General features: G+C 40.9%; 11 protein-coding genes. 10 read left to right on the forward strand and 1 reads right to left on the reverse strand.

The genetic code is table 11. The features are described 5' to 3' along the window. Positions 1–159 precede the first annotated feature (159 nt). From KX728_RS02815 to KX728_RS02860, 10 genes are all read left to right on the forward strand, one after another. Positions 160–5,664, forward strand: a complete 5,505-nt coding sequence (locus KX728_RS02815) for a ZmpA/ZmpB/ZmpC family metallo-endopeptidase (RefSeq protein WP_215804870.1) — start codon at positions 160–162, stop codon at positions 5,662–5,664. A gap of 151 nt (positions 5,665–5,815) precedes the next feature. Beyond that, positions 5,816–6,196 carry a hypothetical protein gene (locus KX728_RS02820; protein WP_042768629.1) on the forward strand — a complete coding sequence of 127 codons (381 nt, stop codon included), beginning with the start codon at positions 5,816–5,818 and terminating at the stop codon, positions 6,194–6,196. A gap of 362 nt (positions 6,197–6,558) precedes the next feature. Next, positions 6,559–6,813 carry a hypothetical protein gene (locus tag KX728_RS02825; RefSeq protein ID WP_215804869.1) on the forward strand — a complete coding sequence of 85 codons (255 nt, stop codon included), beginning with the start codon at positions 6,559–6,561 and terminating at the stop codon, positions 6,811–6,813. A gap of 163 nt (positions 6,814–6,976) precedes the next feature. Further along, positions 6,977–7,669 (forward strand): phosphoglycerate mutase, encoded by a 693-nt coding sequence (locus KX728_RS02830; RefSeq protein WP_000240130.1) that lies wholly within the window; start codon positions 6,977–6,979, stop codon positions 7,667–7,669. 290 nt (positions 7,670–7,959) lie between these two features. After that, entirely contained in the window at positions 7,960–8,229 is a 270-nt protein-coding gene (gene rpsO, locus KX728_RS02835) for a 30S ribosomal protein S15 (protein WP_001018251.1), read from the forward strand. A gap of 631 nt (positions 8,230–8,860) precedes the next feature. Further along, entirely contained in the window at positions 8,861–9,472 is a 612-nt protein-coding gene (locus tag KX728_RS02840; protein ID WP_000531728.1) for a CadD family cadmium resistance transporter, read from the forward strand. 326 nt (positions 9,473–9,798) lie between these two features. Further along, positions 9,799–10,845 (forward strand): FecCD family ABC transporter permease, encoded by a 1,047-nt coding sequence (locus KX728_RS02845; RefSeq protein ID WP_215804868.1) that lies wholly within the window; start codon positions 9,799–9,801, stop codon positions 10,843–10,845. Between the two features lies 1 nt (position 10,846). Next, entirely contained in the window at positions 10,847–11,602 is a 756-nt protein-coding gene (locus KX728_RS02850; protein WP_000364130.1) for an ABC transporter ATP-binding protein, read from the forward strand. 19 nt (positions 11,603–11,621) lie between these two features. Further along, positions 11,622–12,632, forward strand: coding sequence for an ABC transporter substrate-binding protein (locus KX728_RS02855; RefSeq protein ID WP_084944154.1), 1,011 nt, complete (start codon positions 11,622–11,624; stop codon positions 12,630–12,632). After that, complete coding sequence (locus tag KX728_RS02860; RefSeq protein ID WP_215804867.1) at positions 12,613–13,305, forward strand: alpha/beta hydrolase-fold protein; 693 nt, start codon at positions 12,613–12,615, stop codon at positions 13,303–13,305. The genes KX728_RS02855 and KX728_RS02860 overlap by 20 nt, the downstream gene beginning before the upstream one ends. Before the next feature lie 42 nt (positions 13,306–13,347). On the opposite strand, the gene KX728_RS02865 is transcribed toward KX728_RS02860, so the two are convergent. Beyond that, positions 13,348–14,097, reverse strand: coding sequence for a lysophospholipid acyltransferase family protein (locus tag KX728_RS02865; RefSeq protein WP_215804866.1), 750 nt, complete (start codon positions 14,095–14,097; stop codon positions 13,348–13,350). Between the last annotated feature and the right edge of the window lie 3 nt (positions 14,098–14,100).

Here is a 14,100-nt window from a genome sequence, read left to right on the forward strand (position 1 = left end):
ATTTGACAGGATAAATAAGCTTTAATAATCGTAAAATCTAAAGCATTTATTTGAGACAAGGAACTCTTTTTATAGTATAATGGTTGATGTAAAATACCTATATCAAAATATAAAAATAGTTATTTTCTTGATAGAGGTTAAAAAGCGAGAGGATTTAGAATGAAAAAGATTTTTGGAGAGAAGCAGCATCGTTTCTCCTTACGAAAATTAGCAATTGGTCTTGTGTCAGCTTCGATTTCAAGCCTATTTTTTGTGTCCATTGCTAGCAGTGGAACCGTATTTGCTCAAGAAAATGTAGCTATTCACTACAAATATATGACGGATACGGAGTTGAGTGGACAAGAAAAAGACTTGATTGTAAAGGACATTCCTAAAATTGCTGAAGATAGTGAAAGCACCTATTATCTAGTCTACCGTATGGATGAGAAAGCACAGCTAGGTCAGTTGCCCAATACAGGTGGGCAGCATAGTCTTACTAGTGTTTTATCAGGTGAAGCGCTAGCTTCGATTGGCCTTCTTATTTTTGTTGTATCGAAAAAGAAAGGCAAAAAGAAAGCTCTCTTGAATGTGATTTTGGTAACAGGGATGGGCAGAGGTTTGGTTTCTTCAGTTCAGGCTATCGAAAATCAACTTTTGCTACAGTACAATCAAGAATACCAATTATCCCAAGGAGATAGTCTGCCTTTGCCACGTGCCTTATCGGGTTATACCTACCTAGGTTATATTAAGCAAGACAAAGAGATTAATCAGCAAGAAACTGCTGCTAGGGATCAGAAACTTGACTATACGGTTCAACCTCATTTCCAGACCAATGAGGGTGGGCAAAAGGCAGGAGATGAGCAGAAAGCTCCATCTCCTACACTCCCTGCTGAAAAACCAATCCCATCTCAAGATTCATCCAATCAAAAGCCGTCCGGTATTGCTAGTGTAGATCCTCAAGACGAAGTCTTGGCTGGTCGCGTGAACAAACCAGAGCTCCTATACAAAGACCAAGAAATTGTAACCAAACTAGACTTTTCAGAAGTGGTTCAAGAAAATCCAGATCTAGCAGAGGAGACCATCCATGTCAAACAAGAAGGTCGTGCTGGGAAGAAGATTCAACTTGTTCGCATTTTCACTGTTGAAAACCAAGAAATTTCTCGGGAAGTTCTATCAACTAAAGTAGAAGAAGCCTTGCCACGTATAGTAGAGAAAGGGACTAAGAAGGCAGTTGCTCCGAGTGAAGCACCTCAGTCTGCAAGAAAAGGAGAGTCTGAGACTCAGGCTCCATTACCAGAATACAATGGGAATCAAGCGGGAGCGATTGTTGCCCCTGAAACAGCTGAAAAACCTGAATATACTGGCACCCAAGCAGGAGCAGTCGTTGAACCCGAGCAAGTCGCTCCGCTACCTGAGTATCAGGGAACCCAAGCTGGTGCTATCGTCGAACCAGAAAAAGTTGAGCCAGAGGTTGGGGGCGTCCAGTCTGGGGCTTTGGTGGAACCAGAAACGGCTGAGAAACCAACCTATACAGGCGAGCAGTCTGGAGCAATCGTAGAGCCTGAAAAGGTACCACCGACACAAGAGTATACAGGAACTCAAGCGGGAGCGATTGTTGCCCCTGAGATAGCTGAAAAACCAGAATATACAGATACGCAATCAGGTGCAATAGTAGCCCCAGAGACAACTGAAACACCAGCCTATACAGGCACTCAAGCAGGAGCTATCGTTGAACCGGAACAAGTCGCTCCTCTTCCAGAATATACTGGCAATACTGAGCAAGTAAAACCGGAAGCTCCGACAGAAAAACCAAAAGAAAAAGATCCAGAAAAAACACTTGAATTAAGAAATGTTTCGGATCTGGAGTTGTATAGTCAGACCAATGGTACTTACAAACAACACGTTTCTTTAGATGGTGTCCCAAGTAATCCAGACACTTACTTTGTCAAGGTTAAATCTTCGTCATTTAAAGATGTCTATCTACCAGTCGCTTCAATAGCTGCAGAAACGAAAAATGGGCAGCCAGTTTATAAAATCACAGCCAAGGCTGAGAAACTCCAGCAAGAGCTAGAAAATAAATATGTTGATAATTTCACCTTCTACTTAGCTAAGAAGGCTACAGAGGAAACGATAACCTTTACTTCCTTTAGCAACCTGGTCAAAGCTATCAACAAGAATCTCTCTGGAACCTATCATTTAGCAGCTAGTTTGAATGCCAACGAAGTGGAACTGGGACCTGATGAAAGATCTTACATCAAGGGCGCCTTTACTGGTCAGTTGATTGGTGAAAAAGATGGCAAGCAGTATGCTATTTACAACTTGAAAAAGCCTCTGTTTGAAATCTTGAATGGCGCTAGAGTAGAAAAATTGAGTCTGAAAAATGTCTCTATTTCAGGGAAAGATGATATTGGTTCACTGGCCTATGAAGCCCAGAATAACACAAAGATTCAGCAAGTTCACGTCGATGGTGTTCTCGCCGGTGAACGTGGTATCGGTGGTTTGCTAGCTAAGGCGGACCAATCAAGCATCACAGAGAGCATTTTCAAGGGAAGAATTATCAACACTTATGAAACGACTGCTGCCTACAATATCGGTGGTCTGGTCGGTCATTTGACAGGAAACAGGGCTTTGCTGACGAAGTCAAAAGCGACAGTAGCCATTTCGTCCAACACAAATAGTTCAGATCAGACAGTGGGTGGTCTTGCAGGTCTAGTAGATCAGGATGCACAAATCCAAGATAGCTATGCTGAAGGCGATATTAACAATGCCAAGCACTTTGGTAGAGTCGCGGGAGTAGCAGGCTATTTGTGGGATCGAAAAACTAATGAGGAACAGCATGCTGGAAGATTGACCAATGTTCTCAGTGATGTCAATGTAACCAACGGAAATGCCATTACCGGCTACCACTACAATGGAATGAAGGTGAAGGACACATTCAGTAGCAAGGCCAACAGAGTCTACAATGTCACTATGGTCAAGGATGAGGTCGTCAGCAAGGAATCCTTTGAAGAAAGAGGAACAATGCTGGATGCTTCCCAAATCGAAAGCAAAAAAGCAGCCATCAATCCTCTCACTCTACCAACAGTGGAGCCCCTTTCAACAAGTGGTAGTAAAGAAAGTGATTTTTCTAAGGTGGCCCATTATCAAGCTAAGCGCGCTTTGGCTTATAAAAATATTGAAAAATTACTACCTTTCTATAACAAGGCAACTATCGTCAAATACGGAAATCTGGTCAATGAGAACAGTCTGTTATATCAAAAAGAGCTCTTGTCAGCAGTTATGATGAAGGATGACCAAGTCATCACAGACATTGTTTCTAACAAAGAGACTGCAAACAAACTCTTGCTACACTACAAGGACCATTCATCTGAAAAACTCAATCTCAAATACCAGGCTGATTTTGCCAAATTAGCAGAATATAGTCTAGGAGATACTGGCCTTCTCTATACGCCAAACCAATTCTTGTATGACCAAAGCTCTATCATCAAGCAAGTCTTACCAGGCTTACAAAAGGTTGACTATCATTCAGAAGCCATCAGAAAGACGCTCGGTATTTCTCCAAACGTTAAGCAGACTGAGCTCTATCTAGAAGACCAGTTCGCCAAAACCAAGGAACAACTGGAAGACAGTTTGAAGAAACTCTTGTCAGCAGATGCTGGACTGGCTGGTGACAACCCAGTTACCAAGGGCTATCTTGTAGATAAAATCAAGCGCAACAAGGAAGCCTTGCTACTTGGTTTGACCTATCTGGAGCGTTGGTACAACTTCAGCTATGGTCAGGTAAACGTCAAAGACCTGGTTCTGTACCACCTGAACTTCTTTGGTAAGGGAAATGCTTTACCACTAGATGCCCTGATTGAGTTAGGTAAATCTGGTTTTAACAATCTTCTAGCTAAGAATAATGTCGATACTTATGGTATCAGTCTTGCCAGTCAACATGGAACGACAGATTTGTTTAGCACTTTAGAACATTACCGAAAAGTCTTTCTACCAGAGAAAAGCAACAATGACTGGTTTAAATCAGAGACTAAGGCTTACATCGTCGAAGAAAAATCTAATATTGAAGAAGTCAGAACTAAGCAGGGACAAGCTGGTACCAAGTATTCTATCGGTGTTTATGATCGCATCACGAGTGCCACATGGAAATACCGCAATATGGTCTTGCCGCTCCTAACCTTGCCAGAGAAATCAGTATTTGTCATCTCAACTATGTCTAGTCTAGGATTTGGAGCCTATGATCGCTACCGCAATAGCGAGCATAAAGCGGGCAAGGCTCTCAATGACTTTGTTGAAGAAAATGCGCGTGAAACAGCCAAACGCCAGCGAGATCACTACGATTATTGGTATCGCATTTTAGATGAACAATCACGTGAAAAACTCTATCGTACCATCCTCCTTTATGATGCTTATAAGTTTGGGGATGACACAACCTCTGGAAAAGCTACAGTTGAGGCTAAGTTTGATAGTTCCAATCCAGCCATGAAGAACTTCTTTGGACCAGTTGGCAATAAGGTAGTACACAACCAACATGGAGCCTACGCAACAGGGGATGGCGTCTACTATATGTCTTACCGTATGCTGGACAAGGATGGAGCCATTACTTATACCCATGAAATGACCCATGATTCAGATCAGGATATCTACCTTGGCGGCTATGGTCGAAGAAGTGGATTGGGACCAGAGTTCTTTGCAAAAGGTTTATTGCAAGCCCCTGACCAACCAAGTGACGCAACCATTACCATCAATTCTATCTTGAAACACTCAAAATCAGATAGTACAGAGGAATCCCGTCTGCAAGTCTTGGATCCGACAGAGAGATTCCAAAACGCAACAGATCTTCAGAACTATGTCCACAACATGTTTGACCTTATCTACATGCTGGAATACCTCGAAGGACAATCAATCGTTAACAAACTGAATGTTTACCAGAAAATGGCGGCTCTCAGAAAGATTGAGAACAAGTATGTGAAAGATCCAGCAGATGGAAATGAGGTTTATGCCACTAACGTAGTCAAAGAATTGACAGAAGCAGAGGCCCAAAACCTGAATAGTTTTGATAGTTTGATTGACCATAATATCTTGTCAGCTCGTGAGTACCAGTCTGGTGAATACGAGCGAAATGGCTACTATACGATTAAACTCTTTGCCCCAATCTATTCAGCTCTCAGCAGTGAGAAAGGCACGCCAGGGGACCTTATGGGGCGTAGGATTGCTTACGAACTTTTGGCTGCCAAAGGCTTCAAGGATGGAATGGTACCTTATATCTCTAACCAATACGAAGAAGCTGCCAAACAAAAAGGTAAAACTATCAATCTCTATGGTAAAGAACGAGGATTGGTGACAGATGAACTTGTATTGAACAAGGTATTTGAAGGGAAGTATTCATCTTGGGCTGCCTTTAAGAAAGCCATGTATAAAGAACGTGTGGATCAGTTTGAGAACTTGAAGCAGGTGACCTTTAAAGATCCGACAAAACCATGGCCAAGCTATGTAACAAAGACTATTAATAAAGTAAGTGAATTGCAGGCCCTCATGGACCAAGCTGTTCTCAAGGATGCTGCAAGTCCTCGTTGGAGCAACTATAATCCAGAGTATGACAGTGCCGTTCATAAGTTGAAGAGAGCAATCTTTAAGGCCTATCTTGACCAAACAAACGACTTCAGAACCTCTATTTTTAAGAAATAAGGGTTGGAAAATGAAAAGGGAGGATCGACAGATCTTCTCTTTTTATGTTCGGATGTCTGAAAGCTGGTAAGCGATTTGTTTGTGACGGAGAAGGTCTTTTGTTTCTGGAGCAAATATGGTAGAATGATAGCTACGAGAGAAGGAGGTTTTTATGGAGAGAGATAGATTGGTTCGACTCAATTGGAGACTGGGCATGCTGGCAGGTATAACCTTGCTTTTGGGACCTGTCCTACGATTTTTGCTATCCTATACTGGGGCCATCATCTATAAAGATCCTTCAAAAATGCTGGTCGTCACGGTTGCCTTTTCCCTGCTCCTGACATTTTTTAAGATTTTGATGATTGCATTAGGGACTTTTATGCTAATCTATTTCGAAGAGGATCAACAACTTCGAATGCTGCCATCTATTTTATTTATCATTGGTGGCGTGCTGGGCTTTCTTTCAGCGACCGAGTGGATAGGAGGATTTCTAATCATTAAAGGTGCTGTTTCTTTTTCTAAATTTTTAAAAGAAGTCCGTGGCCTTGTCTGATCGTCTAGTGAAACAATCCGTTTGAGGGTTGTTTTTTATTTAAAGAATTATCTGGCGAAAGAATATGTTAGCAAAATGCTTTTTTTATAAGAAAACATGATGTAATACAACTTGAAAAAAAAGGAGAATATTATGAAATAATCTTTCATTACATCGTATTTAACATTTATTTAAAAGCTTCCATTGCTTTAGAGGGAGTCTTTATAAAAACTTCGAACCCTAATACTATTTTAAAAGTTATTCCACTGGGTTCTCAAAATAAAACAATTCCTGTTGATCATGTTGCAAGTGTAGATAGTTCATTTCGTCTTGATTTCAAATCATTTGCTTGGGGTATCATTTTCGCTCTTATTGACCTTTCAATGGTGCAAAATTCATTTATCGGAGGATTGATATTAGCGGCATATGATGTATTAACAGTGCTAAGCGCTTTTCAGACTCTACTAGTTTTGCATCTTACTTCTGGTGGAACACATGTTGTCAGTGTGGTAGTATTTGAAAAAGCTAATCTTGAAAATTGCAAAGAAACAATTGAAGGTCTAATTCATAATCGTTACAATGATACTAATGTAACTAAGAATACTGATCGTATAATTGATGCTTTAAATAACAAATAATTGCAATCGTTTCTTGATTGAATATCGCGAAATAATAATAACTAGATGAGAGGACACTGTTCTCTCTTTTTAGTTGATTTTAACTAGCTTTTTTATTAAAAATTGTGTAAAATAGAATAGATAAACGAGGGAAACCTCGAAAAATAAAAGGAGAATCCATCTAATGGTAAAATTGGTTTTTGCTCGCCACGGTGAGTCTGAATGGAACAAAGCTAACCTTTTCACTGGTTGGGCTGATGTTGATTTGTCTGAAAAAGGAACACAACAAGCGATTGACGCTGGTAAATTGATCAAAGAAGCTGGTATCGAATTTGACCAAGCTTACACTTCAGTATTGAAACGTGCGATCAAAACAACAAACTTGGCTCTTGAAGCTTCTGACCAATTGTGGGTTCCAGTTGAAAAATCATGGCGCTTGAACGAACGTCACTACGGTGGTTTGACTGGTAAAAACAAGGCTGAAGCTGCTGAACAATTTGGTGATGAGCAAGTTCACATCTGGCGTCGTTCATACGATGTATTGCCTCCAAACATGGACCGTGATGATGAGCATTCAGCTCACACTGACCGTCGTTACGCTTCACTTGACGACTCAGTTATCCCAGATGCTGAAAACTTGAAAGTGACTTTGGAACGTGCCCTTCCATTCTGGGAAGACAAAATCGCTCCAGCACTTAAAGATGGTAAAAACGTATTCGTAGGAGCTCACGGTAACTCAATCCGTGCCCTTGTAAAACACATCAAACGCTTGTCAGATGACGAAATCATGGACGTGGAAATCCCTAACTTCCCACCATTGGTATTCGAATTCGACGAAAAATTGAACGTAGTTTCTGAATACTACCTTGGAAAATAATTTATAAACAGAAAGCCTAGGATTCCTAGGCTTTTTTGTTTTTGCTTCTAGTTTCCAACTAGTTGAAAAAGCCTTATAATGATAGTAAAGAGTGACTTGATTGTAAGAAAGGTTGATATGCTCGAAGCCTGAAATCAGTAGAGTAATTCAAGGTTTTAAACAGTAAATCAGTTGACAAAGTCTCTGCTTCTTGGTAGAATAAGAACTGTCATAAAGACAAATAACTTCTTCTTGGTTACAGGCATGCCAACCTGTCACTCGGATGAAGCCAAATAAAAAGGAGAAACATCATGGCAATCTCAAAAGAGAAAAAAAATGAAATCATCGCACAATATGCACGTCACGAAGGTGATACAGGTTCAGTAGAGGTTCAAGTTGCTGTCCTTACTTGGGAAATCAACCACCTTAACGAACACATCAAACAACACAAAAAAGACCACGCTACTTACCGTGGATTGATGAAGAAAATCGGTCGCCGTCGTAACTTGCTTGCATACTTGCGTAAAAACGACGTTAACCGTTACCGTGAGTTGATTAACTCTCTAGGACTTCGTCGCTAATCTGCTTTATTTTCCACTTACATTGCGTTGTCACCTTACCTCGATATACTCAAGTATAATCTTCGGTTACGGTTCCTAGCACTGTAAGGTAAAATAAACCAGATCATCTCCCTTCGGGGAGATTTTTTGTTTCACTAACATTTTTGTACAATCTTCGGCTTGTCGCCTAGTCTATAAACGTTTTATCCAGCAAGACTTGAGCTCTCTGATATTCAGAGAGCTTTTTTATTGCGGTTTTATCGGTCATAATTTTGGAGACTACAAAAACCAACTGCTTTTGGCTTCTCTGTTCGCTTGAGTTTTATCGGTCATAATTTTGGAGACTACAAAAACCTCAAATGGTATCAGCTAATGACACCATGAAGGTGCGCAGTTACTCGGCTTTTCAAGCCGAGTAACTGTCTGCAAGCCCCCTCGGAGAGCCCACACTTTACGAAGTAAAGTATAGTATGTTATACTTTACATGGAAGTAGTCACCGAATTCCAGTTAGAAATTACTTTGTAACTACGTTTTGAGGAGGAGTAAAATGCTTTCCTACGTTCGACATTACCCACTAGCGATAGCTAAATTAATGTGTCTGTGCTCTCCTAAAATCTGCTGATTTATTACTAACTAATACAGGAGGTTTTTATGGGACAGACAATCATATCTGCTATTGGTGTTTATATTTCCACCAGTATCGATTATTTAATTATTTTAATTATTTTATTTGCACAGCTATCACAGAATAAACAGAAATGGCATATTTATGCGGGGCAATATCTAGGAACAGGCTTACTTGTAGGGGCGAGTTTAGTTGCTGCTTATGTCGTTAATTTCGTGCCTGAAGAATGGATGGTTGGATTGCTTGGTTTAATCCCTATCTATTTAGGGATTCGCTTTGCAATTGTTGGAGAAGGTGAGGAAGAAGAGGAAGAAATTATTGAAAGATTAGAACAAAGCAAGGCAAATCAACTGTTTTGGACAGTTACATTGCTGACAATTGCGTCTGGCGGAGATAATTTAGGTATCTATATACCTTATTTTGCTTCGTTAGATTGGTCACAGACCCTCGTGGCGTTGCTTGTGTTTGTAATCGGCATAATTATCTTTTGCGAGATTAGTCGGATGTTATCCTCTATTCCGTTAATATTCGAGACAATTGAAAAATACGAGCGAATCATTGTGCCCATAGTATTCATTCTACTTGGACTATACATCATGTATGAAAATGGCACGATAGAGACTTTTCTGATCGTGTAGATTTTTTTGTTTCACTAGGATTTTAGCCCGAGCTCAAATCAAGCTCTCTGATATTCAGAGAGCTTTTTTACTTTTGTCACCCTACCTCGATATACTCAAGTATAATCTTTGGTTACGGTTCCTAGCATTGTAAGGTAAAATAAACCAGATCATCTCCCTTCGGGGAGATTTTTTGTTTCACTAGGATTCTGGCTCTAGTTCAAATCAGCTCTCTGTTATCAGAGGGATTTTTCTATATATGTCCCTATCCTTGTTCATTTAATAGAAATATGGTATACTTTTTATGATAATTTTCTAAATTTTTAATTTTGTATAAGGAGGTTTTCATGCTTTCCAAATTTTCTGGAAGCCGACAAGATTTGCAATTTGTGTTGTTTTTGGTTATTTTGCTAAGCGTTTTAGGAATTTCTCTCTTTCTAGCTGTTTCTATGGGGTCTGTTGCGATTGATCTAGGAGATACCTATCGGATCATTTTGAGCAGATTGGGATTTCCTCTTGAGATAGGAGAGGTTTCCAAGTCCACTCTTGCCATTGTATGGAACATGAGATTCCCCCGAGTATTGTTAGGTCTGATAGTAGGGGCTGGTCTTTCTATGTGTGGTAGCGTGATGCAGTCTACAGTGAACAATCCCATCGCAGAGCCTTATGTCTTAGGAATTTCTGCGGGTGCAACTCTAGGGGCAACTTTGAGCATCATTCTTGGTTTAAAATTGGTGATTAGCCTTGGAGCTTTCCTTGGAGCTATTTTGGCAACAATCGCTGTCCTTATCATTGCCTCTATGCAGGGAAGGATGACGACTTCTAGTCTGATTTTATCAGGAACGGTGGTCAACGCTCTCTTTCTAGCCTTTTCCAACTTTATTATCTCAGTTGGCGCTAATGCGGACAGTGTGATGACCATTAAGTTTTGGACCATGGGATCGCTTGCCGGGACTACTTGGGCAGACTTGGTTCTGCCAACTATAGTAGTAGGAATGGTCTTTCTATTTTTCGCTACTCAGTATCGTGTTTTTAATGCGATGATGATGGGAGATGAGGCTGCTTTAACTTTGGGAATTCCCTTACGCTTCTATTGGTATCTTTATGTGACCATGGTGGCTGTGCTGACAGCTGTCTTGGTGGCAACTTGTGGGATTATTGGATTTGTTGGACTGATTACTCCACATTTAGCTCGAGGGTTAGTAGGAACGAATTACAGGAGACTTTTTCCCGTTGCGACCTTACTGGGTGCCCTCTTTGTCGTCTGGGCAGATGTACTTTCTCGTGTCATTATTCCAAATGCTGAGCTTCCAATTGGTATTTTCACAGCCTTAGTAGGTGCTCCCTTCTTTATCTACATTGTTGGAGGTAGGCGAAGGGAGGTGAGGGCCTGATATGGACTTGATTTGTCAGGATGTCCACTTTGGACTAGGAGAGAAAAAAATCCTCAAAGGAGTTTCTCTTAAGGTTGAGGGGTATCAATTTCACACGATACTAGGGCCAAATGGAAGTGGAAAAACCAGCCTGCTTAAACTCCTCTATCGTCAGGAAAAGGCGGACAAAGGCTTGATAAGCCTAGATGGAAAGCCACTGGAGCATTGGTCACTCAAAGAAACAGCCAAGCAAATGGCAGTTGTCACCCAGTTTAATCAATTGCAGTTTGATTGTACAGTTGAGGAAATCGTCTTGTTGGGCAGAACTCCCCACCTCTCTTTTTTACAGAAGGAAAAGGAAAGGGATTATGCCCTCGTTCAAGATGCTCTCGTCAAGGTGGATATGCTTGAGAAGAAAACTCGTCTCTATTCGTCCTTGTCAGGGGGCGAGAAACAGAGAGTCTTGTTGGCACGCGCCTTGGCGCAAGAACCGACTCTCTTGCTCCTGGATGAACCTACCAATCACCTGGATATCAAGTACCAGTTAGACTTGTTGGCAATTGTGAAGAATCTCAAGGTCAATGTTTTAGCTGTCCTACATGATATTCAACTTGCTTGTCGCTATTCGGATTATCTCTATCTGATGAAAGAGGGAGAAATCCTTTACCAAGGGACTCCAAAGGAGACCATCACCCCTGAGTCATTGCAAACTGTATACGGAGTTCAAAGTCAGGTGACTTGGACCGAGGATCAGCAAGCCATGATTCACTATTTATAAAAGTAAAAAGGAAAATAAGATGAAAAAAACACTAAGCATTTTACTCGTAACAGTAGCTACCTTAACCATGGCAGCTTGTGGTAACACTACTACAGAAAAAGCTACCACACAGTCTAGCACAGAAACAAGTCAAAAGGCCAGCACAGAGACGACTTATCCGTTAACGGTTAAAACCTATGATATTAAGGGAAATGAAGTCGAACAAGTCTTTGACAAGGCACCTGAAAAAGTTATCACCAACAATCTTTCAACCACTGAAATCTTATTGGAGTTAGGCTTGAAGGATAAAATTGCTGGCATGCTCAACCCTGACAATGCTGTAACAGACAAATACAAGGACGCGATTGCGACGATTCCTCAAATTGGGGACAAAAAAACAGTCTCACAAGAGACAGTCCTTTCTTATGAGCCAGATGCGGTGATGGGTCGAAACATGATGTTTTCAGAAAAATCCTTGGGAACAGTTAGCGCTTGGAATGAAAACAAAATCCCAGTTTATACGCAAAAAGCTTCTCTCTCAACAATTCAGCAAGATTTGGGAAATATTGTAGAAGATGTCAAAAATCTTGGAATGATTTTCAATGTTCAGGACAAGGCTAATGAATACGCAGCCCAATTACAAGCTAAAATTGACGCTGTTAAGAAAGCAAATCCAACAAGCCAAGGTGAAAAGAAAAAGGCTTTGATTATGGTTGCTTATAATGATGAAACCTTTGGTGCCTACAAGTCTGCTTTGCAAGAAAGCTTGTTGAATCAACTTGGTTATACCAACGTTGCAACGGGAACATCAGGCTTGACCTTGGAAAATCTCGTGTCAATGGATCCTGAGTTGATTATCTATGTAACCAGCGACCGCAATAAAAAATTGGATGCCAACGCAGTAGAGTTGATGAAAGCAAATGAAGTTTTGGAAAACGTTCCTGCAATTAAGAATCAAAAAATCATGACCATTTCTTACGATGAGTTGATGGATTATGGTCCAGCAGTAATTGATTCCCTTGAGAAAATCAATGACTTTATCAATAAATAATGAGTTTGATTGGGAGGGAATCCAAGTCAAGGTCAGCCTTCCTTCGGCCTATGATCCCAACCAAACCTATCCAGCGATTCTCTTGAATGATGGAAACTTGGATTTCCTCTCTTCCCTTTCAGAATCTGTGATTTTAGTGGGTTTGACCTCTAAAAATCGCCTAGACGACTACACTCCATGGAAGGCAGTTGCTCTGAGAGAGGGGGCTCCAGATTTTGGTGGTCAGGCAAATGCCTATCATGGTCATTTATTTGGAGGTCTTTTAGATAAGTTGCAGTCGCTTTATCGTCTGGACAAAAATCGCCTTGCTTATGGAGGATACTCACTAGGTGGTTTGGTGGCAGTATACAGTCTTTTCAGCTTTGACAAGGTCTCCTGTGTCTTCTCTATCTGTGGTTCCTTTTGGTATCCTGATTTTGTGACTTATTGCAAGGAAGAAAAGGTGAGAAATTTGGACTGTTTACTGTATTTACAGAATGGTCAAACAGAAGGAGCCCATCATAGCAATCGTCTGGGTCAAGCACCAGCCTATGCTGAGCAGATCCATACCAGTCTTCAGAAACGTTATCTGACTGGTCAGTTTGTTTTTGATCCTTATGGGCACCATGAGCAAGTTGCTGAGCGATTTTTAGCCTTTTCCAGCTGGTTGACCCAAAAATGGAAAATCAAATAAAAGAATTATCCCTTGGCTTTTGCCAAGGGATAATTGTATTTTTTAACCAAGTTTCTCTCTCTTCTTATCTGGATTCCAGATAAAGCTTGCGATGAAGGTAAAGATAATCGTTAGGATACCAACAACCACAGCAAGGATGAGGGCAGGGATGCGGATAAACCACCAGAGTGGGTTTGGTTTTTTATCATTGTGCCATTGCTTGGTTTCTTCGTCTAAACGTTGGAATTCAGCTTGGATGCGGTCTGCAACCATTTCAATCCCTTCATCATTCATTTTCTTGATGTCTGAGATATCGATAGGGTTTCCAAAGTTCATATCGACACGTTCACGGCTAACCAAACCTTTCAAGGTCATGGGACCAGTATAGGTAACTGGCATGATACGGACCTTAGCCATCTTGGCAATCAGAGCAACTCCGCCTTTGACATCTGTCGAGTGGCGACTACCACTAGGAAACATGATAAGGGAACGGTCACTTTTTTTGAGGACATTGATAGGGTATTTGATAGCAGAGGCGCTAGGATTTTCCCGGTCGATAGGAAAGGCCCCACACATACGAATCCACCAGCCAAAGATGCGGTTGTTAAAAAGCTCTTTTTTAGCCATAAAGATGAATTGTTTTGGTTTGGTCGCAAAAGCCATGTAAACTGGATCCCACCAGGTACGATGAGGTGCGACCAGGATATAGTTTTCATCTTTACTAGGGATTTTATCAGTATTGTGGTAGTGGGCATTGCCGTTGATGGACCACAAGATCAGCATGACTAGTCCACGCAAATAAGTATAAAACATGAG

It is taken from the genome of Streptococcus oralis (genome assembly GCF_019334565.1).
Taxonomy (GTDB): domain Bacteria; phylum Bacillota; class Bacilli; order Lactobacillales; family Streptococcaceae; genus Streptococcus; species Streptococcus oralis_CR.

What these genes read in the sequence shown, in the direction of transcription:
- KX728_RS02815 (WP_215804870.1), top strand. Translation starts at nt 160, where the DNA reads ATGAAAAAGATTTTTGGAGAGAAGCAGCATCGTTTCTCCTTACGAAAA.
- KX728_RS02820 (WP_042768629.1), top strand. Translation starts at nt 5,816, where the DNA reads ATGGAGAGAGATAGATTGGTTCGACTCAATTGGAGACTGGGCATGCTG.
- KX728_RS02825 (WP_215804869.1), top strand. Translation starts at nt 6,559, where the DNA reads ATGGTGCAAAATTCATTTATCGGAGGATTGATATTAGCGGCATATGAT.
- KX728_RS02830 (WP_000240130.1), top strand. Translation starts at nt 6,977, where the DNA reads ATGGTAAAATTGGTTTTTGCTCGCCACGGTGAGTCTGAATGGAACAAA.
- rpsO (WP_001018251.1), top strand. Translation starts at nt 7,960, where the DNA reads ATGGCAATCTCAAAAGAGAAAAAAAATGAAATCATCGCACAATATGCA.
- KX728_RS02840 (WP_000531728.1), top strand. Translation starts at nt 8,861, where the DNA reads ATGGGACAGACAATCATATCTGCTATTGGTGTTTATATTTCCACCAGT.
- KX728_RS02845 (WP_215804868.1), top strand. Translation starts at nt 9,799, where the DNA reads ATGCTTTCCAAATTTTCTGGAAGCCGACAAGATTTGCAATTTGTGTTG.
- KX728_RS02850 (WP_000364130.1), top strand. Translation starts at nt 10,847, where the DNA reads ATGGACTTGATTTGTCAGGATGTCCACTTTGGACTAGGAGAGAAAAAA.
- KX728_RS02855 (WP_084944154.1), top strand. Translation starts at nt 11,622, where the DNA reads ATGAAAAAAACACTAAGCATTTTACTCGTAACAGTAGCTACCTTAACC.
- KX728_RS02860 (WP_215804867.1), top strand. Translation starts at nt 12,613, where the DNA reads ATGACTTTATCAATAAATAATGAGTTTGATTGGGAGGGAATCCAAGTC.
- KX728_RS02865 (WP_215804866.1), bottom strand. Translation starts at nt 14,097, where the DNA reads ATGTTTTATACTTATTTGCGTGGACTAGTCATGCTGATCTTGTGGTCC.